The sequence below is a fragment of the Nonomuraea longispora genome, from assembly GCF_004348345.1.
Classification (GTDB): Bacteria; Actinomycetota; Actinomycetes; order Streptosporangiales; family Streptosporangiaceae; genus Nonomuraea; species Nonomuraea longispora.
In genome coordinates this window covers 36,543-56,150 of the sequence record NZ_SMJZ01000015.1, presented here as the reverse complement: position 1 = coordinate 56,150, position 19,608 = coordinate 36,543, and the positions used below count along the sequence as shown (strand labels likewise).

The following is a 19,608-nucleotide window of genomic DNA, read 5'->3' as shown; positions in this document are numbered from 1 at the left end:
GAGGGCCCGTACGATGGCCGAATGGCGGTGACCGACTCCTCGTACCAGGCCTTTGACGACTCGGAGGCCGGCGACGGCCAGCACGAGACCGCCCGGTCCGTACGCGATCGGGTGCTTCCTCCCCTGCGCGGCAGCGTGATGTGGGGCTGGCTCGGCCCGTTGCTGGTCACCGTCTTCGGCGGCGTGCTCCGCTTCCTTGATCTCGGCCATCCCAAGGCCGTGGTGTTCGACGAGACGTACTACATGAAGGACGGCTACTCGCTCATCACCTGGGGGGTCGAGCGGGTCGCGGTCAAGGACGCCGACAAGGCGATCATCGCCGGCGACACCGGCGGCATCTGGCAGTCGTGCACGGCCGAGAGCCTCGACAAGTGCGCCTCCTACGTGGTGCACCCGCCGCTGGGCAAGTGGATGATCGGCGCGGGCGAGTGGCTGTTCGGGCTCAACCCGTTCGGCTGGCGGTTCGCCGCCGCCCTGATCGGCACCCTGTCGATCCTCATCCTCGCCAGGGTGGCGCGGCGGATGACCCGCTCGACGCTGCTCGGCTGCTTCGCGGGACTGCTGCTGGCCCTCGACGGCCTGCACTTCGTGCTCTCGCGCACGGCGCTGCTCGACATCTTCCTGATGTTCTGGGTGCTGGCGGCGTTCGCGTGCCTGGTGACCGACCGGGACCAGGCCCGCGAGCGGCTGGTCGCGTGGTACGAAAGCTCGCCCCTGTCGCCGCAGGGGCCGTCGCTGGGCATCAGGTGGTGGCGCATCGCCGCCGGCGTGTGCCTGGCCTTCGCGATGTCGGTCAAGTGGTCGGGGCTGGCGTTCGCGGTGGCGTTCGCGATCATGTCGCTGATGTGGGACTTCGGGGCGCGCAGGGCCGTGGGGCTGCGCAGCCCGTACATGGGGGCGGTCAACAAGGACGCGCCGCAGGGGGCGCTGGCGTTCGTGGCGGTGCCGTTCGTGGCGTACATGGCCACCTGGGCGGGCTGGTTCGTCAACGCCACCGGCTACGGCCGCAACTGGGACCAGGCCACCTCGGCCGGGCCGATCTACTTCGTCTTCGACTCGATGCGGTCGTGGGTCCACTACCAGTGGCAGGTCTTCACCTTCCACAGCGGGCTGGAGACCTCACACCCCTACATGTCCGAGCCCTGGCAGTGGCCGCTGCTGCTGCGCCCGGTGGCCTTCTACTACGAGGCCAAGAAGAACGCCTGCGGCGTCAAGGACTGCTCGGAGGCGGTGCTGGGCGTGGGCACGCCGGTGATCTGGTTCGGCGCGGTGGCGGCGCTGGTGGCCCTCATCGCGTGGTATGTCTCCTCCCGCGACTGGCGGGCCGGCGCCGTGCTGCTGGCCTACGGCATGGGCTGGCTGCCGTGGTTCTACTTCGCCATCGCCGGCAACCGCACCATGTTCCTCTTCTACGCCATCCCGATGGTGCCGTTCATGGTGCTGGCCATCACGCTGTGCGCGGGGCTGCTGATCGGGCGCGCGGGCAGGAGGCTGCCGGGAATCGTCCACTATCGCCGTCCTCTCGCGGCAGCCGCCGTCGGGGCCTTCGCCCTGCTCGCGCTGATCAACTTCTGGTGGCTGCACCCCGTCCTGTCAGGTGAGCTGATCCCGTACACCGAGTGGAAGGCCCGCATGCTGTTCGAGAAACGGTGGATATGATCACATTTTTGTCGGCTCCATAGTGGTCTCTTAGGGCAGTCGCAGTGGAAGACCCGATACGCACCGCATTCGGACATCGTCAGGTCCGGGGTCGATACGGCAAACTTCGAGGCATGAGTGCACCGGATGTCACCGCCCTTCTCGCCGAGTTGGAGCGCTCTCAGCCGGACCTTGCCGAAGAGGCCAGGACCGCCGTCGAATGGTTGACGGGTGGGGAGCCGCTGGAGACGGTAACCCAGCTCGACGTCTGCGAGTTTCTCTGGTACACCCTGCCGATCAAGGTGGGGCCGCTCAAACCAGGAGGCGACCACGAGCGCCTGGCCCGTTCGCTCGGGCAACTGCTGCGGCTCGGAGGGCTGGAGCGGTACGCCGACCTGTGCACGTCCCCCACGACGATCAAGATTTTGCGCACGTACGAGCGCGAGGGCGAGGACTCCGGCGCCAGCGCCTACCAGCAGGCGCTCGAGGCCACGGGCGTGCTCCCGCCCGACGTGCCGGAACTCCAGTGGAGCATGATCATGGGCCCTGAGGAGCTGGGCGCCCACCTGGCTTGCTCCGCCGCGCTCGAGCTGGCCATCGTCGCCCGCGCCAACGTCGACCGCACCGCGCTGACCCGCCGCTGGCTCACCGAGCCACGGGCCGAGCTGGGCGGCGACAGCTGGCTCAACCGGGTGCACGGCGAGCGGCTCAACCGCTGGGTGCTGGGCCGCGGCCCGGCCAGGCGGGAGCTGGCCCAGCCGTTCGAGGTGCGCCTGCACGCGCCCGTGACCCCGCAGCCCCTGCCCGCCCTGCACCGGCTGCTCTCCCTGGCCGCCGCCTCGGAAGGCAGCCTGCCACTGCGGCTCGCTCCGTCGCCGGAGGCGCTCAGGCTGCGTGAGCTCGCCGAGCGCGAGCTGGGGGCGATCAGCCGCGACGGCGCCAAGCTGATCATCACCGATTACGGCAAGCGGCTGCTCAAGTCCCCGAAGACGATGTGGAAGGCGGTCACCAAGCTGCTGCTGGCCAGGGGCGAGCACGAGTTCGAGGTGTCGGCCCGCGAGGCAGCGCTCATGCTGCTCGCCGACGGCACCCTGATGTCGCCCGCCGAGCTGCGCGAACGGGTGGCGGAGGTGGTCGGCGGTGAGGGCTGGCATCCCGCGACGAGCCTGGAGGACGTCTCCGCGCCCGTGACCGATCTGGTCGCCCAGCTCACGGCGCTGGAGCTGGCGTACAGCGACGAGCTGGCGGTGCGGATGCGCCGCCCTGGCCAGCTGGCCGCGCTGGCGGCGCTGCGCGCGCACGCGCTGCGGCCGAGGAAATACGTCAGCTCAGGGTGAGCTCCGGCCTCCGACCACGACCCCGGAGAGCCATTCGAACACGTACGGTAGCTACGATAGCGGGGAAACAGAGAAGGGGGGCCGTCATGGAGCTGTTCCCTGCCATGCCGCTCGCCGAGTGGACGGAGGCCAAGGAGACCTTTCACCGGTTCGCGCAGATCGTGGGCAAGATCCGGCTGGCTTCGAGCAACCGGCGCAACCACTGGTGGCAGGTGCCCTTCCACCCGACCGGGAGAGGGCTCACCACGCGGCCGATGGGCGGCCTGGGCGAGCAGCCGCTGTTCTGCGTCGACTTCGACCTCGTACGCCACCGCCTGGTGATCGACGTGCTCGACGGGCGCACCGCCGAGTTCAGCCTGATCGGGCGGTCGGTGGCGTCGTTCCACGACCGGCTGTTCGAGACCCTGGCCGGGCTGGGCATCCGGCCCGAGATCTGGGCTGTGCCGTTCGACATGGGCGACGACACGCCGTTCCCCGAGGACACCCTGCACGCCCGCTACGACCCGGTGCTGATCAACCGTTACTGGCGGGTCCTGTCGCAGGTGGTGCAGCTCCTCGACCGTTTCGCCGCCGGCTTCGCCGGCAAGACGAGCCCGGTGCACCACTTCTGGCACACGTTCGACATCGCCGTCACCCGGTTCACGGGGCGCGTGGTCCGGGTCTCGCCCGACGCCGACCCGGTGACCCGCGAGGCCTACAGCTGGGAGGTCATCAGCTCGGGCTTCTGGTTCGGCGACAAAGAACGGCCATGGCCGGCGTTCTACTCCTACACCGCGCCCGAGCCCGAAGGGCTGGAACGCGAGCCGCTGCGGCCCGCGCAGGCCGAGTGGCTGCCCGCCAGGGGCAGCCACCTGGCCGTGCTCCGCTACGACGACGTGCGGGGCATGGAAGAGCCGGTGGCGGCGGTGCTGGAGTTCCTCGACAGCGCCTACCTGGCGGGCGCCAAGCTGACCCGGCTCGACACCGACGCCCTGGCCTCGCCGGACGGCGTCACCGACCCCTACTACGGCAAGGCCTGAGAAGCGCGAAACGCCCACCCTCCGAGGAGAGCGGGCGTTCCACGAGTGCGTACCGGTGTGCAGGTCGCCTCTCGGCGAAAGGCACAACGCGGCTCCAGCCGAACGGTATTCCGCGAAGGCAATAGGTGAGGCCCGGGGACACTGATCACACCGGCCACGCGATGTATAACCCCGCCAGGCAGCCGGACATTCCCCGGCACCCTGATTTTTTCCGAGCGGCTGGGGAACGGGCAGCGACCCACCGGGCCGGGCCCGTCAGGCGGGCGGGCCGGGCTTGAGCCGGGCGGCCCTGGCCCGCAGGTAACGCTCCTGAGGGCGGCTCATCGCGCGACCGGCGGCCTCGTCGTACGCCTCGATGGCCGCCACGTCGTCGCCGGACATCTCCAGCAGGTGCGCCCGGACCGCGTACAGCCGGTGGTCCCCGGCGAGAAGGTCGTCGTGCCGGAGGCGTTCGAGCAGGTCGAGGCCCGCCTGAGGGCCGCGGGCCATGGCCACGGCGACGGCGTGGTTGAGCGCCACCATGGGGTTGCCGGACAGCTCCAGCAGGCGCTCGTACAGTGCCACGATCTGCGGCCAGTCAGTCTCCTCCGCGGTGGGCGCCTCGTCGTGAAGGGCCGCGATCGCCGCTTGGAGCTGGTAAGGGCCGGGCGTGCGGCGGGAGAGCGCGGCGGTGACGAGGGCGATGCCCTCCTCGATGGCGGCCGCGTCCCACAGGCCGCGGTCCTGCTCGGCCATCGGTATGAGAGCGCCGTCGGGGCTCGTACGCGCCGGTCGCCGCGCATCGGTGAGCAGCATGAGCGCGAGCAGCCCGGCCACCTCGGGGTCGTCGGTCAGCAGGTGGTGGACCACGCGGGCGAGCCTGATCGCCTCCGCCGCCAGCTCCGCGCGCTGCAGGTGGGGCCCCGAGGAGCTGGAGTAACCCTCGTTGAAGATCAGGTAGAGCACGTGCAGCACCGCGCCGAGGCGTACGGACCGCTCGTCCTCCCCGGGCAGCCGGAACGGCAACCCGCTCCGCTTGATCTGTTCCTTCGCCCTCGTGATGCGGCGCGTCATGGTGCCCTCCGACACCATGAAGGCGCGGGCGATCTCACGCGTGGTGAGGCCGCCCACCGCGCGGAGCGTCAGCGCGATCTGCGAGGCCGGCGCGAGCGACGGGTGGCAGCACATGAACAGCAGGACCAGCGTGTCGTCCGCCGCCGGGGCGACCTGGTCGGCGGCGGGCGACAGCCGCTCCTCCGGCAGCGTCCATGTCTCCTCCCGGCGCCGGCGTGCCTGCTCGCTGCGGAGCAGGTCGGTCAGCCGCCGCGACGCCACGGTGATCAGCCAGGCCCGCGGGTTGTCCGGCACGCCCTCGCCCGGCCACCGCAGGGCGGCGGCGAGCAGCGCCTCCTGCACGGCGTCCTCGGCGGCGGCGAAGTGCCCGTACCGACGGACGAGCGCGCCGAGGACCTGCGGCGCCAGCTCGCGCAGCAGGTCCTCGGTCGCAGGATCGCCCGTCACTCAGAAACCCATGTCGGCCGCGGAGTCGATGACGGGCCTGACATCGGCGTAGGCGTCGTCGTAGGCGCCGCCGGGGTAGGGGCACTGCCCCAGCCGGGCGGCGATCTCGGCGGCCCGGTCGAAACTCTCGCACTCGACGATCCAGTAGCCCGCGAGCACCTCCTGGGTCTCCGCGTACGGTCCGTCGGTGACGACCGGACGGCCGTCCTTCGAGTGCAGCCTCCTGGTGTGCACGGGCGCCGCCAGCCCCCGGGTCTCGACGAGCTCCCCCGACTCCTCCAGCTCCTTGTTGAACTCGGTCATGAACGTGACCATCGCCTCCACGGCCTCCGAGGTCCAGGCGGCCTCGTCGCCGGAGTCCTTGCCCGACAGCACGTCGTAGTCACGCTGCGAGCCGTACGACAAGATCATGTACTTCATCGTGGTGGGTCCTTTCTCCGTTGCCTCTCGCCGGGGACGTCGGAGCCGAGGCCGCGCACCGGACACCTTCCGGAGAAGATTCACACGAGCGCGCCGCCGCCGTCCACGCTCATGCCCCTCTGAGGCACCATCGAAGGCGTGCCATACGCAACCATCGGCGGCGTCAAGCTGTCCTACCAGGTCCGCGGCGCCGGACCGCCTCTCGTGCTGCTGCAGGGCCAGGCCAACGACCACCGCTGGTGGGACCCGGTACGAGCCGACTTCGCGGCCGCGTACACCACGGTCACCTTCGACTACCGGGGCACCGGCCACAGCGACAAACCCGACGAGCCGTACACGACCCGCGGGTTCGCCCTCGACGTGCTGGCCGTGCTGGACGAGCTGGGCGTACGGCGGGCGCACGTCTACGGCACGTCGATGGGCGGGCGGGTGGCCCAGTGGCTGGCGGCCGGCCATCCCGAGCGGGTCGGGGCGCTGGTGCTGGGATGCAGTTCGCCGGGCGGCGCCCACGGGTTCGAACGGGGCAACGACGTCCGCAGGTCACTGGCCCAGCCGGACCGGGCGGCGGCCGGGCGGGCGCTGCTGGAGCTCATGTACACACCCGCCTGGCTGGCCACGCATCCCGGCCCGCACCGCACCGTCGGCGACCCGGACATGCCGGCGTACGCGCGGCGCCGCCACCTGGCCGCGAGCGCCGGGCACGACAGCTGGGACGCGCTGCCCGCCATCACCGCCCCCACCCTGGTCGTGCACGGCACCGACGACGTGCTCAACCCGGCGGCCAACGCGCCGCTGCTGGCCGGACGCATCCCGAACGCGCGGTTGCGGATGGTGAAGGGGGCGCGGCACGCGTACTTCGAGGAGTTCCGTAAGGTGGCGAGCCCGCTGGTGCTGGAGTTCCTGGCCGGCTCGGCCTGAGTGCGGCCATGGTGCGTGGTCGGTGAGCGGGTGCTCGGCGGGCCCGGTCACCGGCGAGGACCAGCGTGTGATGGGTGTCGGGGGTGGCGAGCTGGGCCACCCACGTGGCAGTCCAGTCCTCGATGGGATCAAGACTCGCCGGTCGGGGCGTCCCGGCTCTGCCGGGCAGGCAGGGCATGGCCGGCGGCCCGGGTGAGGCGGGCGGACAGGGCTCGCAGGTGTGCGGTCAGTTCGGCCGGTTCGTGTACCTCGAACTCGCAGCCCAGCGCGAGCAGTCGGAAGGCGAGCCAGTCCAGGGTGTCGGCGTGCATGCGCAGCCGGCAGGTCCGCTCGTCCTCGCCGACGTCCTCGCCGACGACCTCGCCGACGACCTCGCCGAGCGCCCTGACGACCCCGAGGGCTACACCAGCGTCACGCCGTGGATGATCGGCCACGACACGGCCGGGCTCATCGACTGGCTGAAGGCCGCCTTCGACGCCGTCGAGCTCGGCCGCGTGACCGATGCCGAGGGGCGCATCGGGCACGCGGAGGTACGCATCGGCGACGCGGTGGTGATGATGTTCGACGCCCGGCCCGACTGGCCGGACACGCCCGCCTTCCTGCGCCTGTACGTTCCCGACGCCGACGCCGTGCACCGCCGGGCCGTCGAGGCGGGTGGGACGTCGGTCACCGAGGTCACCCATCTGTTCTTCGGCGACCGGGTGGGGCGTGTGCGTGACCCGTTCGGCAACCTCTACGCGGGGGGGGCGTACGAACCCGCGGCTCACCCGACCGGCGGGGAGGCGATGGTCACCAGGGGCACCGTCCTGATCCCCCAGATGACCCCGAGCCGCGGGTTCGCTTTCACTTTCCGGCGAACCGGTCGAGAGCCGCGAAGATCGTGTCCCTGAACGTGGGGCTGCCGGTGTGCCCGGAGTCCTCCACCACGACCAGCTCGGCGTCGGGCCAGGCGCGCGTGAGCTCGTAGGCCGTCTCCAGCGGGCCGCCCAGGTCGAGGCGGCCGTGGATCAGCACGCCGGGGATGCCGGCCAGCTTGTGGGCGTCGCGCAGGAGCGCGCCCTCCTCCAGCCACGCGCCGTTGGAGAAGTAGTGGGAGCAGATGCGCGTCAGGGCCATCACCGCGTCGGCGGGCCGGTCGCTGTAGGCGTTCGGCTTGCCGTTGACCTCCATGGAGATCACGGCGTCCTCCCAGGTGACCCAGTCGGTGGCGGCCTTCGCCCGTACGCTCTCGTCGGGGTCGGACAGCAGCCGCGCGTACGCCGCCAGCACCGCGAACGTGTCACCGCCACGATCGGCCTCGGGCACCCCCTGCAGGAACCGCTCCCGCGCCTCGGGGAAGAACCGCCCGACTCCCCGGTAGAGCCAGTCGATCTCGTAGCGGCGGGTGGTCGTGACGCTCGGGATGACGATCTCCGACACCCGCTCGGGGTGGGTCTCGGCGTAGGCGAGGATCAGCGTCGAACCCCACGACCCTCCGTACAGCAGCCACCTGTCGATCCCGAGGTGCTCGCGCAGCAGGTCCATGTCGGCGACCAGGTGGTGGGTGGTGTTGGCACTCAGGTCGGTGGCCGGGTCGGCGGCGTGGGGGCGGCTGCGCCCGCAGTTGCGCTGGTCGAACAGGACGATCCGGTAACGCTCGGGGTCGAAGGTGCGCCGCACTCCGGTCGAGCAGCCCGAGCCCGGCCCGCCGTGCACGACAAGAGCGGGTTTGCCCTCCGGGTTGCCGCAGACCTCCCAGTAGACAAGGTTGCCGTCACCGACGTCGAGCATGCCGTGGTCGTACGGCTCCATGGAGGGATTCAAGGCGGTTCCTCTCAAGACGTAACAGTGCTTGGATAAATGTAACAGCACTTAGATATCCGAGGACCGGTCGTCACCAATGCTCGGCGAGCAGGACGTCGAGCCGGCGGAGGTGTGCGCCTGCGCACCGCCTCGCCCAGCCGTCGCGGTGCGGCTCCCCCCACCGCGGCGAGACGCTCATGCGGCGCCGCCGCGCCGGGCGTCCACCTCGATCTCGATCTTCATGCGCGGGTCGGCGAGGCCGCACACGAGCATGGTGGCGGCCGGGCGCACCTCGCCGAAACACTCGCGCAGGACAGGCCAGCAGGGCTCGAAGTCCGCGCGGTCGGGCAGGAGGTAGCGCACGCGTACAACGTCGCGGAAGGTGCAGCCGGCCTCGGCCAGGGCGTCCCCGATGTTGCGCAGGCACTGCGCGGCCTGCTCCACCACGTCGTCGGAGATGGTCATCGTCGCGTAGTCGTAGCCGGTCGTCCCCGACACGTGCACCCGGTCACCGTCCACGACGGCGCGGGCGTACCCGATCCGCTCCTCGAAGGTGGAACCGCTGAGGATCGTGCGTCGCTCCGTCATGGACGGAACCGTACGCGAGGCGGCGGGGGCCGGGGTCAACGGGTGATCAGCACCGTGATGTGGTTGCTCTCGGGCACCACCCCGGCCTGCCGGTGCGCCTCCTTGAGCGCGTCGGAGGCGTAGTGCTGCCGCATGGCCTGCGCGTTCTCGCACTCGAACAGCACGACCGCCTCGTCGGGCTGCTCGGCGTTGACGCTGACGAGCGCCGTGCGCATGCCGGCCGCCCACCGGACCTCGGCCAAGCTGTCGAACGCCGCGCGCCACCGGTCGTAGTCGGTGAACCTCTGACGGACGAGCAGGTACTCCATGATCGAGCTCCAAGATATCTACAGCGTTGAGTTCAACCTAGCCGGAGTGTCCGAGAAATTCAACATCGATGACTATGCTTGAAGGAGTGACCACCAGGCCAGGAGGACGCCGGCCGGGCGCGACGCGGACACGGGTCGACATCCTGGCCGCCGCGCAACGGAGCTTCGCCGAACACGGCTACGTCCTCACCACGATCAGGGGCGTCGCCCGCGCCGCGGGCGTCGATCCGGCGCTCGTCCTTCAGTTCTTCGGCAGCAAGGACGGCCTCTTCGACGCCGCGCTCCGCGACGACCCGCCCGTCCGCGCGCTCGTCACGCTCGCCGGCGAGGGCGACCCGTCCGACCTCGGCCCCCGGCTCGCCGCCCGCTACCTGGAGTTGTGGGAGGACCCGCACACAGGCCCCCGAATGCTCGCCGTGGTCAGGGCCGCCACCGCGGCTCCCAGCGCCTCGGCGATGGTGACGGCGTTCATGACGGACGAGGTGATGTTGCCGCTGGCACGCGCCATCGGCGCCGACCAGGCCGAGCTGCGGGCCGCCCTGACCGGCGCCTACCTGTTCGGGGTCGCGAGCGCGCGTTACGTGCTCGGCGTCGCCCCGCTGGCCGCCCTGGACAGGGAGGCGGCGGTCACGTACGTGGCCCCTGTCGTGCAGCACCACCTCACCGGGGACCTCACGCCTCCCTGAGCCGCTGTCACGAGTACGTCAGTTCTCCCCCGCCCCAGGTCACAGATCTTGTATCCCTCAGGCGGACGCGTGCCGTGTCGATGCTGCTACAGAATGTGACCGAGCCGCCGGGCAGCAGCCCGCGGCAGCACCGACACGAGGAGAACCGCATGAAGACCACCCGCACGCGGATCGCCACTCTCACCACCGCCATCGGCCTCGTCCTGGTCGCGGGCGCCGGCCCGGCCGCGGCGGCGCCCGGATCGTCCCGGGCGGGTGACATCTGCCTGTGGAGCGGCAGGAACTACACGGGCGCGTCCTGGTGCTGGAACCCGGGCAACGGCTACGTCGACGTGCCGCCGGCCCTGCACGACAACGTCGGGTCGTTCCAGGCCCACGCCTCCGGCTGCTTCATCAACTGGATCCAGGTGCCCACCAGGAAGGAGACGCGCGTCGTCAGGAACGGCGACTACCGCAGGGTCTACGACAACGACTTCGGCGGCCGCATCGACGCGGTGGCGCCCCGCTGCTGACCCGGCCGCCCGCCGGGGTCAAGGACGCAGGACACGGCCTCTGCGCTCGCCCGTGAACTCCCCCGACTCCACCACGACGTGCCCCTCCAGCAGGACGTGGACGATGCCGGACGGGCGGGCGGAGGGGGCGGTGTAGGTGCCGGAGTGGCCGACGGCGCCGGGGTCGAAGACGCAGATGTCGGCCCAGGCGCCGGGGCCGAGCCAGCCCCGCCCGCGCAGGGCGAACTGGTCGGCCGTGGCCGAGGTCATCTTGCGCACCGCCTCCTCCAAGGAGACGACCCCGCGCTCGCGCACGTACGTACCGAGGAAACGGGGGAAGCAGCCCCATGTGCGGGGGTGTTCCAGGCCGACGGGCGCCCCGTTGTCGGAGCCGACGCCGACGAGCGGATCGGCCATGATCTCGGTCATGTCGTCCTCGGCCATCATGGAGACCACCATCGTGGCGGCGGGGTCGGCGGCGATCAGCGCGCACGCGACCTCCCACGGGTCCTCCTCCGCGACCGCCACCAGGGCGCGCGCCCCCGGGTCGGCGGTGACATCGGCCAGCGTACGGCCCGCGAACGACGGCTCGGCGTGCGCGGTGATCAGGACACCATCCGGGGTGCTGTCCTGCCACAGCCCCGCGCCCGTCCCGCCGGACCCGGCCACGGCGCGCAGCCGGGAACGCTCGCCCGCCTGCGTGAGCACCTCCCGCACCCGCCCGCCGGCCAGCGCCGACGGCGGCAGCAGCGCGGCGAGCATGGTGGCGCCCGCCAGGTAGGGATACTGGTCGCCCCGCGCGTCCACCCCGGCGACGCGGGCCGCGCGCAGTTTGCCGAGCAGCATCCCGGCCTGGCCGTGGTTGCGGCGGCCGGCGACCTTGCAGTGCGACACCTGCAGCCGTACGCGGGCCCGCCGGGCGATCTCGACGGCCTCGTCCAGCGCGGCGGCGAGCCCGCCGCCCTCGTCGCGCATGTGGGTCGTGTACGGCACCCCGTACCCGTGCGCGACCTCGGCCAGCGCCACCAGTTCTTCGGTGCCGGCGTAGCTGCCCGGCGGGTAGATCAGCCCGCTGGACAGCCCGCACGCGCCCGCGTCGAAGGCCGCCGCGGCGAGGTCGCGCATCCGGTCGAGGTCGCCCTCGCGCAGCGTCTCGGCGAACCCGGCCACGGCCGCGCGCAGGGTCGAGTGGCCGACGAGGGTGGCCACGTGGTTGGTCGGCCCGGCCGCCGCGACGGCCTCCAGAAATCCGGCGAACGTCCAGTCGGGCACGTTCTCGCCCGTCAGTTCCTCCAGCGCGGAGGCGTCGGGCGCGTAGGAGAAGCCGCAGTTGCCGTTGATCTCGGTGGTGACGCCCTGGAGCAGTTTGAACGGCTGCGGCTCCGCCATCAGGGGCACCAGGTCGGAGTGCGCGTGGGCGTCCACGAACCCGGGCGCCACGGCCAGCCCCGCTACGTCGATCTCCCGCCGCGCGCGGGTCCGCCGGTCCACGGTGACGACCCGCCCATCCGCAACGGCGACATCACCCACATAAGCCGGAGATCCGAGACCGTCGTACACCGTTCCGCCACGAAGGATGAGATCGACCATGAAGCCACCCAACACTCCACAGATCAGCAAATCTTGTCTTCAGCCACTGAATAAGCTGACTCGGGTTGGTGCGATACGACGAAGGGCCCTTTCCGTCCGTACGCTCAGCGCCCCGGCGGGGTGATGCCTGCGATCTTCGCGGCCAGTTCGGCCAGGTGCGCCAGCCACCGGTCGTCGGCCGCGTCCGGCACGACCACGATGACGTGGTCGATGCCCAGCCCGGCGAGCTCACCGCAGCGCTGGATACTTTCCTCGACGCTCTGGCCGTCGGGAATGCGCATGTGGAGGGTCTTCTCGATGTTCTCGTAGGGCCGTCCCAGTCGCTCGCAGTGGGCCCGCAGCACGCCCAGCTTGTGCCGTACGTCGGCGCCGTACATAAGGTTGCACATGTCGGCGTACTCGGCGACGAGCCTGAGGGTCTTCTTCTCCCCGCTGCCGCCGATGAGGACAGGCGGGTTCGCCTGGGGCGCGTTGAGCGTGCGCCCCAGCCGGTAGTGGCGGCCCTCGTACGGCTCGTCCGTGTCGCTGCCCATCTGCCGGACGATCCGGAGCGTCTCCTCCAGCCGCTCGAACCGCTCCGCGCGCGGCGGGAACGGCAGGCCGAGCCCGCGTGACTCGGGCTCGTACCAGCCGGCGCCGATGCCGAGCACCGCCCGCCCACCGGAGAGCGCGTCGAGGGTGCTGACCTGCTTCACCAGCAGGCCGGGCTCGCGGTGGACGGGGCAGGTCACGAGTGCGCCGAGGCTCACCCGGTCGGTGAGGGCGGCGGCGTAGGACAGCGCGCCGTACGCCTCCAGCATCGGGTCCTCCACCGCCCCGAAGTTGGGGATCTGGAAGAGATGGTCCATCACCCAGAAGCTGCGCAACCCGGCCTGGTCGGCACCCCGGGCCGCGACGGCGAACCTGGAGGCGATGGCGGCGTCGCCACCGGGCCAGGTGAAACGAGGGCAGGTCAGGCCGAGGTCCATGGATCACTCCTTGATCGGGGCATGAAAAAACCCTCTCGCCTGGATGTGGTCCGAGGCGGAGAGGGCTCCGTGAACTTCTATTATCTCACACCATTCCCAGCAGGATAGGAGCGGCGTTCACCGCGCCGTGGACGACCAGGAGGGGCCACATCAGGCGGTAGCGGCTCCACAGGTAACCGAGGAACAACCCCTGCACCCCTTGGTTGACGAACGCGGAGGCCAGGTCGCGAGGAAGGTCGCCCGTGCCCTGGATGCCGATGTGCCAGGACGCCCAGAGCAGCGAGGACAGGACGATGGCGGGCCAGGGGCCGAGCAGGTGTTCCCATCGGGTCTGCAGCCAACGCCGGTAGAAGACCTCTTCGAGCAGGGCGTTGACGAGGAACACCACAACCACGGTGACCACCAGGGTGAGGGTGTCGACGGTCGCCGCGAAGTCGCTGGTCGGCGGGGCCAGTGGGCTCGCGTAGGAGAGGACGAGCCAGGCGGCCACCGGCGCCGCGGGGCCGTAGCGGCGCCAGGCCGTCGACGGCTCGCGTACGAGGGTGACGGGGTCCCGCCTTGACCACCAGAAGAGCGCCGTGGGCACGGCCGCCAACAGTGCGAGCTTGAGCGCCGTGGGCGCGGGTTCGCCGCCGACCGACCACCGTAACGCCACGGCGAAGACCAGCGCCGCCATCAGCAGCACGACCGCCTGAACCCGGACGCCACGCCCTCCCGTCACCCCACCCGGGGGCTCCGTCCTGGGCGGCACCAGCCGTACGAGAGCCAGCCCGGCCAGCACCGGGATCCAGCGGTGCCACATGGGCACGGTGTCGACGTGGTCGGCGGAATAGCGGATGTCGGTGGCTCCGGTCAGCACCAGCCACAGCGCCGATCCGGCGATCAGGGCCAGGCCACCGCCCAGGACGGCATAGTTGATGTTATTTCGCACGCTTGTACTGTATAGGAAACCGTACGACTGTGCTGTAATGGGAGCATGCCGAAGATCGTTGACCACGAGCAGCGGCGCGAGGAGATCGTCCGCGTCGTGTGGCAGGTCGTCAGCAGCGAGGGCATCGAAGGGGCCACCGTACGCAAGGTCGCCGAGGCGGCGGGCATCTCGGTCGGCGGCCTGCGCCACTACTTCGACACCCAGCGCGGCCTGCTGCGCTTCGCGGCGGAGGCGGTCGCCAGAAGCGTCACCCGGCGCATCACCGCGCGCTACCACGCGGACATGCCCGGCGAGCGCCGCGCCCGGCTCATGCTCGAAGAGCTGCTCCCCCTCGACGACGAGCGGCGGGTGGAGGTCGACGTCTGGCTGGCGTGTCTGCTGCGCTCCCACGTGGACGAGTCGCTGGCGCGGCTGCGCCACACGGGCTGGGTCGGCGAGCGCCACATCTGCCGCCTCGCGGTCGCCTCCTGCCACGGCCTGCCGCTGCCCGACCGGCCTGGCCAGGAGCTCGCGCGGGCCGATCTGGAGAGACAGGCCGGGCGGCTCCACGTGTTCATCGACGGCCTGACCCTGCACGCGGCGACATACCCGGACAGGTTCACGCCGCAGTCTGTACGCAGGATGCTCCACGACGAGCTGCGCCTGCTGACCGGGACACCGACGCCGGCGTGACCACGTCTCCGCAGGCAGAAGGGCCCGGCTCCCTCGACCGGGAACCGGGCCTGCCGGATGCGCGAGCCGGACGGGTCAGCCCAGCGAACGGACCTGCCCGTCGGTGCCCAGCACCGCCACCGCCTGGTCGCCGTACTGCACGATGACCCTGCCCTGGCTGCCCTGCCGCCGCACCTGCGTGGTGACGGGGGCGCCGTCGTTCAGGCGCACGCAGATCTGGTCGCGCGTGAAGGACGTGCGGTTGCGTGAGCACCTCAGCTCAAGGTGAGACGTGCCCGCCCGCGGGTTGAAGGGGTTGTACATCACCGGAGCCGACGTGATCCAGCCGCAGTAGCCCCCGCCTTGCAGGGCGACCACCTGGTTGCGCGCGCTCACGCTCGCCGACCCTGCGGGGGCGTTGCCGCCCGTGACGAAGGTCTCGCTCACGCGGAACGGTGTGTCACGCAGATCGATGTTCCCCCGGCCGTCGGCCCTGCCGGTGCACGCCATCGCGGCGCCGTACGGCATGCTCGTCACGGTCGTCGAGGCGTGCCGCAGCGAACCGGTGGACGACGCGAAGGTCAGGTCGCCGATGTCCACGGTCATGGTGCGGGGGTCGACGCGCAGCCGGGTGAAGGTCGTCCTGACGTTCGTGCCAGGCGAGGCTCCGCCGGCGGTGTACTGCGAGAAATTGACGTCCTGGCCCGTCCTGGCGAGCGTGATGTATTCGGCAGGCGTGGTGGCCATGTTATGGCAGTACGCCGTGAACACGTTTCCGTTGTTGATGAGCAGATACGTGCCGTCCCTGGCGAGCGGAATCGTCCGCCGGACGTCCTGGCATGTGCTGAAGACGGGCAGGGCCGCGGCGTGCGCCGGAGCCTGGGCCGCCACCGGCAGGGCGGCGGCCATTGCCGCCATAAATGCCGATATTCGGACGTGCTGTCGAGCCATGAGTTTTCCCCTCCAGCTGCGAACGGGACCGTTTGCGTTGGGGAGATTAACAAACACGTCATGGCCCGGACGGCGCGGCCGGGCGCGCGTGGGACAATCAATGGTCAAAACCATTTTAGGCCGCACCGCGGTGAAAACCAGCGCTCCACAAGAATGTGATTGCGAGCCCGGAGAGAAACTGATTTCGCGCGGCTCAAGCCCGGTGGGCGGACAACAGGACGAGCGCGGCCTGTTTGGCGGCCTCGCCCGCGCGCCCACCGCATCGTGATGCGCGGCCACGACGGTCGCCCCCTCGACCAGCAGGAGCAGTTGGCGGCCCGGAGCGGGCGGGTCCGCGGTGAGCTGGTCGGCGGGGTCGTCGCCCGCGGCGGCCGAGGCGTCGGCCAGCCAGCCCGCCACCCGCTCGCTGCGCGCCCGCAACATGGCCTCCACCAAGCCGTCCCGCCGACCACACCTCGACGGAGGCGACGCTGGCATGGACCGCGATCCTGTGCGCCGCCGCCTCCGCCGTCGCCATCACCACCGGCCGTACGCGCACGATCCCGGCACGGCGCTGACGCATCCGCTCCGCGGGGCGCTCCAACGCGCGGATCCCCCTCGCGACGGTCTTCAGAGGCGCCCTGAAGCCCTCCTGCTCTTCACCGGCCGCTCAGAGGCGTCCGCGGTCAGTCGCAATAGACGTCGGTCACGCCTTCGAGCGGCCTGCCGCTGCCGACCTGCCCCGCGAAGCTGATGCACTTGCCCTTGGCGGAGACGCTCACCGGACCGGCGTACGTCGTGTAAGAGCCTTTGTCCGTCTGACTGCCCCCTCCGCTGGCGGAGATGTCCACCCTGATGTACTGCTTCTTGCCCGGCTTGTTCGTGTACGTCATCGCACAGTTCTTGCCGGTGGACGAGTTGTAGTAGACGGCGATGTAGCCGCCCGTGATCGACCAGTTGTCAAGATGAGTGCCCGAACACCCGGCTGCCGTGGCAGGGGCCGCGGTGCCGACCATGAGCCCTGCTCCCAGCAGCAAGGAGCCACCAAGGCCGAGCACCATTCGCCACATACCTTGCTTCACTTGTCCTCCTTAACATGACTTCCGGAGGACTATACCGACATAAACCGATCCGCCCTCGTCCCCACACACGGCGTGCCCCCGCCTACGCCGTGGCGGCCCGGAGGCCGAGGGCGACGAGCACCACCGCCGTCACCTTCCCGACCGCGCGCTTGAACCGGGTCTTGTGCAGGATGTTCGCCCCCCGGTGAACGAGGGCCGTCCAGGTCAGCAGCCACGCCGCCACCAGCAGTGCCTGGGCGGTGGCCAGGGTGAGGATCTGCCCGCCGAGATGACGGCCGGCCACGAGGAACTGCGGGACCAGGGTCAGGTAGATCGCGGCCGCCTTGGGGTTGAGCACGTTCGCGAGCAGGGCCTGGGTGAAGACGGAGCCGCCCCGTACCCGCCGATCCGCCGGCGGGGGAGGCGGGGGCAGGGTCGTGGAGCGCCAGGTCCACACGCCCAGGCCGACCAGGTAGGCGGCGCCGAGGAGCTTGACGGCGGTGAAGGCCTGGCTGGAGTGCATGACCAGCGCCGACAGACCGGCGGCGGCCAGCGTCGCGTGGGCGTACAGGCCGGTGACCGTACCGAGGACAACCGGGAGGGCCTGGCGACGGCCGCCGGCAGTGACGTGCCGGATCAGCAAGGTCAGGCTCGCGCCCGGGGTGACGATGACGGGCAGGATCGCGAGGAGGAACCCGGCGACCGCGTACGGGTGGATCACGCCTCCGGCACGACCCGGTAATGGGTGGTCAGGCGCCGGTCGTCGTCCAGGATGTGAAAGGCCAGGGCGGGCGGTTGCTCAAGGTCGGCGGGCCGGTCGCCCTCCCACGGCAGGCGCAGGGTCCAGGTGACGGCCGGGGCCACGATCAGCGGACGGCCGCCGAAGGTGGAGACGGCAGCGGTGTGGGCGTGGCCGGTGAGCACGGCGACGACCTGCGGATGGGCGTCGAGCAGCTCCGCCAGGTCGCCGGTTCCCTCCAGCCGCTGGGAGTCGGGCAGCGGGTGGTGGAGCGCGACGGGCGGCTGGTGGAAGGCGATCAGCGCGGGCGTGCCGGGGGCGAGCCCGTCGAGCGTGGCGTGCGTCCAGGTGAGGGTTTCGGCGTCGAGGCGGCCCTCGTCGCGGCCGGGGATGGTGGAGTCGCACATCAGGATGGCGGCGCCGCCGACGTGGTGCACCTCGTTGATCGGCCCGGAGCCGGGCGGTTGCCGCAACATCGCCTTGCGGTAGGCCGGGCGGGCGTCGTGGTTGCCCGGACAGGTGAGCACGGGGAAGGGGGCGGCGAGAACCTGGGCGGCCTGCTCGTACTCCGCTTCCTCGCCGTGATCGGCGATGTCGCCGGTGACCAGCACGGCGTCGACCGGGCGGGGAAGGGCTCGCAGGTGGTCCATGACCCGGGTGGCGCGACGGAGCGCTCTGTCGGTGCCGTCGAGGTGCAGGTCGCTGATCTGAGCCAGCAACAACGTCATCGTGTCGTCCCATCCTCTAACGGATAAAAGATTTTATCCGTTAGAGACGGTAGAGTACGAGGGAGCAGACAGGCAAGCGGGAGGGTTGGAGTGGAGCGCTGGCCGGCCTTGGCCCTGGCACTGGCGGGCACGATCCGCCATGACGGCGACGGCGGCGTCGCCGATGACCTGGCCACGCCGCGGAGCACGGCCCGCTGGATCCACCAGCAGGCCGAGCCGCTGACCGGGCTCGTCGACGTCGCGGGGCTCACGGTGGACGACAGGCTCACGGGCGAGATCGTCGAGCTGCGGCGGGCCGTACGAGCGCTGTTCGCGCACGCGGTCAGCCCCGCGCCGCCGAGCCGGGCCGACGCCCACCGGCTGATGCCGGTCGAGCAGGCGCTGGCCCACCTCAACGGGACGGCCGCCCGCGAGAGGATCGCCCCGCAACTGGCCTGGCCCGCGGGCGCGGCACCCCGTACCGACGTGCTGTCGGCCGAAGCCGACGCCAACGTGCGGCTGATCGCGGCCCTGGCCCGTGCCGCCATCGACTTCCTGAGCGGCCCGCAACGTGAGCGACTGCGAGCCTGCAACGCGCCACGCTGCGTACGCTATTTCGTCAGGAGCCACGGGCGGCAGGAGTGGTGCAAGCCGTCATGCGGCAACCGCGCCCGTGCGGCCCGCCACTACCAGCGCCACAACGCCCCACCCGCCCCGGATGCCTGACTCCCGGTGCGCTCACGGCTGGGCGCCGTCGGTGTGGAGGATCCGGCAACGCTCGGGCGCGGCCGGATCCCGGTCGACGACCTGGATCGGCGGCCATGCCCATGGCCGGACGCCGATGCCGGGCACCCGCGAGAAGCCGATCCGTCCCCGGGTGCCTTCGACCGCGACACGCGGCCAGATCGAACTGCTCGACAACGAGTGGTCCCCGGAGCAGATCGTGGGACATCTGCGGCTGACGCACGCCGGCAACCCGGTCATGCGGATCAGCCACGAAAGCATCTACCGCGCGATCTACACGACCCGGTGGAACTGATCCGCGTGAGCTGTGCGCCAAGCTGCGCACGCGCCGTCCCATCCGCAAGAACAAGAAGAACACGGTCAAGGGCCAGTGGCGTTCCCAGATCACCGGGGCACGGCCGATCGAGGAACGGCCTGCCGCAGCCGACGCCCGGACCGAGATCGGCCACCTCGAAGGCGACCTCATCGTCGGAGCCAAGAACAGCCAGATCGCGACGCTGGTCGACCGCAAGTCCCGCTACCTGACCATGGTCGCGCTACCCAGCCGTCACACCACGACGGTCATCCCCGCCCTGCAGCAGGCGTTCACACGGACGGATG

24 protein-coding genes are annotated in these 19,608 nt (G+C 70.9%); 11 read left to right on the top strand and 13 right to left on the bottom strand.

The features are described from left to right. Positions 1-21 precede the first annotated feature (21 nt). From E1267_RS06765 to E1267_RS06755, 3 genes are all read left to right on the top strand, one after another. Positions 22-1,659: a dolichyl-phosphate-mannose--protein mannosyltransferase gene (locus E1267_RS06765; protein WP_132330885.1), complete on the top strand. Its 1,638-nt coding sequence runs from the start codon at positions 22-24 to the stop codon at positions 1,657-1,659. Between the two features lie 113 nt (positions 1,660-1,772). Further along, positions 1,773-2,975 (top strand): hypothetical protein, encoded by a 1,203-nt coding sequence (locus E1267_RS06760; protein WP_165959489.1) that lies wholly within the window; start codon positions 1,773-1,775, stop codon positions 2,973-2,975. An 86-nt stretch (positions 2,976-3,061) separates the two neighbouring features. Further along, positions 3,062-3,994, top strand: coding sequence for a DUF5996 family protein (locus tag E1267_RS06755; RefSeq protein WP_132330883.1), 933 nt, complete (start codon positions 3,062-3,064; stop codon positions 3,992-3,994). Positions 3,995-4,249: 255 nt separating this feature from the next. Here E1267_RS06755 and E1267_RS06750 read toward each other — a convergent pair whose 3' ends face one another. Next, complete coding sequence (locus E1267_RS06750) at positions 4,250-5,494, bottom strand: RNA polymerase sigma factor (RefSeq protein ID WP_132330881.1); 1,245 nt, start codon at positions 5,492-5,494, stop codon at positions 4,250-4,252. After that, positions 5,495-5,914 (bottom strand): YciI family protein, encoded by a 420-nt coding sequence (locus E1267_RS06745; protein WP_132330879.1) that lies wholly within the window; start codon positions 5,912-5,914, stop codon positions 5,495-5,497. 138 nt (positions 5,915-6,052) lie between these two features. Here E1267_RS06745 and E1267_RS06740 point away from each other — a divergent pair, with 138 nt between their 5' ends. Continuing rightward, positions 6,053-6,832, top strand: a complete 780-nt coding sequence (locus E1267_RS06740) for an alpha/beta fold hydrolase (protein ID WP_132330877.1) — start codon at positions 6,053-6,055, stop codon at positions 6,830-6,832. 128 nt (positions 6,833-6,960) lie between these two features. On the opposite strand, the gene E1267_RS48190 is transcribed toward E1267_RS06740, so the two are convergent. Continuing rightward, entirely contained in the window at positions 6,961-7,266 is a 306-nt protein-coding gene (locus E1267_RS48190) for a WCX domain-containing protein (RefSeq protein WP_484213937.1), read from the bottom strand. Here E1267_RS48190 and E1267_RS06730 point away from each other — a divergent pair. Beyond that, positions 7,255-7,722, top strand: a complete 468-nt coding sequence (locus E1267_RS06730) for a VOC family protein (protein ID WP_132330875.1) — start codon at positions 7,255-7,257, stop codon at positions 7,720-7,722. The genes E1267_RS48190 and E1267_RS06730 overlap by 12 nt on opposite strands. Here E1267_RS06730 and pip read toward each other — a convergent pair. The 3 genes from pip to E1267_RS06715 all read right to left on the bottom strand — a co-directional run bounded on the left by pip (position 7,676) and on the right by E1267_RS06715 (position 9,510). Beyond that, complete coding sequence (pip, locus tag E1267_RS06725) at positions 7,676-8,635, bottom strand: prolyl aminopeptidase (protein WP_220449367.1); 960 nt, start codon at positions 8,633-8,635, stop codon at positions 7,676-7,678. The genes E1267_RS06730 and pip overlap by 47 nt on opposite strands. Positions 8,636-8,809: 174 nt before the next feature. Further along, the gene (locus E1267_RS06720) at positions 8,810-9,202 is read right to left on the bottom strand and encodes a RidA family protein (protein ID WP_132330873.1); all 393 of its coding nucleotides are present in this window, start codon (positions 9,200-9,202) and stop codon (positions 8,810-8,812) included. Positions 9,203-9,237: 35 nt separating this feature from the next. Then, positions 9,238-9,510, bottom strand: a complete 273-nt coding sequence (locus tag E1267_RS06715) for a hypothetical protein (RefSeq protein WP_132330871.1) — start codon at positions 9,508-9,510, stop codon at positions 9,238-9,240. A gap of 86 nt (positions 9,511-9,596) precedes the next feature. Here E1267_RS06715 and E1267_RS06710 point away from each other — a divergent pair, with 86 nt between their 5' ends. Further along, positions 9,597-10,196, top strand: a complete 600-nt coding sequence (locus tag E1267_RS06710) for a TetR/AcrR family transcriptional regulator (protein ID WP_161714645.1) — start codon at positions 9,597-9,599, stop codon at positions 10,194-10,196. Positions 10,197-10,345: 149 nt separating this feature from the next. Then, complete coding sequence (locus tag E1267_RS06705) at positions 10,346-10,708, top strand: peptidase inhibitor family I36 protein (RefSeq protein ID WP_132330867.1); 363 nt, start codon at positions 10,346-10,348, stop codon at positions 10,706-10,708. Between the two features lie 18 nt (positions 10,709-10,726). On the opposite strand, the gene E1267_RS06700 is transcribed toward E1267_RS06705, so the two are convergent. The 3 genes from E1267_RS06700 to E1267_RS06690 all read right to left on the bottom strand — a co-directional run bounded on the left by E1267_RS06700 (position 10,727) and on the right by E1267_RS06690 (position 14,176). Continuing rightward, entirely contained in the window at positions 10,727-12,178 is a 1,452-nt protein-coding gene (locus tag E1267_RS06700; protein WP_246063551.1) for an N-acyl-D-amino-acid deacylase family protein, read from the bottom strand. 203 nt (positions 12,179-12,381) lie between these two features. Then, positions 12,382-13,245 (bottom strand): LLM class F420-dependent oxidoreductase, encoded by an 864-nt coding sequence (locus E1267_RS06695; protein ID WP_132330863.1) that lies wholly within the window; start codon positions 13,243-13,245, stop codon positions 12,382-12,384. Between the two features lie 85 nt (positions 13,246-13,330). Next, the gene (locus E1267_RS06690; RefSeq protein WP_246063549.1) at positions 13,331-14,176 is read right to left on the bottom strand and encodes a CPBP family intramembrane glutamic endopeptidase; all 846 of its coding nucleotides are present in this window, start codon (positions 14,174-14,176) and stop codon (positions 13,331-13,333) included. A 45-nt stretch (positions 14,177-14,221) separates the two neighbouring features. Between E1267_RS06690 and E1267_RS06685 the strand changes: the two genes are divergently transcribed. After that, on the top strand, positions 14,222-14,848 hold the full coding sequence (locus E1267_RS06685; protein ID WP_132330861.1) for a TetR/AcrR family transcriptional regulator: 627 nt from the start codon (positions 14,222-14,224) through the stop codon (positions 14,846-14,848). Between the two features lie 75 nt (positions 14,849-14,923). Here the strand turns inward: E1267_RS06685 and E1267_RS06680 are convergent, their stop codons facing one another. Further along, a complete protein-coding gene (locus E1267_RS06680; protein ID WP_220449366.1) occupies positions 14,924-15,745 on the bottom strand; it encodes a GON domain-containing protein in 822 nt (273 codons plus the stop codon). 133 nt (positions 15,746-15,878) lie between these two features. Between E1267_RS06680 and E1267_RS44115 the strand changes: the two genes are divergently transcribed. Then, a complete protein-coding gene (locus E1267_RS44115; protein ID WP_165959484.1) occupies positions 15,879-16,046 on the top strand; it encodes a hypothetical protein in 168 nt (55 codons plus the stop codon). 397 nt (positions 16,047-16,443) lie between these two features. Here the strand turns inward: E1267_RS44115 and E1267_RS06670 are convergent, their stop codons facing one another. The 3 genes from E1267_RS06670 to E1267_RS06660 all read right to left on the bottom strand — a co-directional run bounded on the left by E1267_RS06670 (position 16,444) and on the right by E1267_RS06660 (position 18,285). After that, on the bottom strand, positions 16,444-16,839 hold the full coding sequence (locus E1267_RS06670; RefSeq protein WP_132330857.1) for a hypothetical protein: 396 nt from the start codon (positions 16,837-16,839) through the stop codon (positions 16,444-16,446). Between the two features lie 82 nt (positions 16,840-16,921). Further along, the gene (locus E1267_RS06665) at positions 16,922-17,539 is read right to left on the bottom strand and encodes a LysE family translocator (RefSeq protein WP_132330855.1); all 618 of its coding nucleotides are present in this window, start codon (positions 17,537-17,539) and stop codon (positions 16,922-16,924) included. Then, a complete protein-coding gene (locus E1267_RS06660) occupies positions 17,536-18,285 on the bottom strand; it encodes a phosphodiesterase (RefSeq protein ID WP_132330853.1) in 750 nt (249 codons plus the stop codon). Before E1267_RS06660 ends, E1267_RS06665 begins: the two co-directional genes overlap by 4 nt. A 108-nt stretch (positions 18,286-18,393) precedes the next feature. Here E1267_RS06660 and E1267_RS06655 point away from each other — a divergent pair, with 108 nt between their 5' ends. After that, positions 18,394-18,990 (top strand): CGNR zinc finger domain-containing protein, encoded by a 597-nt coding sequence (locus tag E1267_RS06655; protein WP_246063547.1) that lies wholly within the window; start codon positions 18,394-18,396, stop codon positions 18,988-18,990. Beyond that, positions 18,983-19,303 carry a hypothetical protein gene (locus E1267_RS44110; RefSeq protein WP_165959488.1) on the top strand — a complete coding sequence of 107 codons (321 nt, stop codon included), beginning with the start codon at positions 18,983-18,985 and terminating at the stop codon, positions 19,301-19,303. Before E1267_RS06655 ends, E1267_RS44110 begins: the two co-directional genes overlap by 8 nt. Positions 19,304-19,608: the final 305 nt, after the last annotated feature.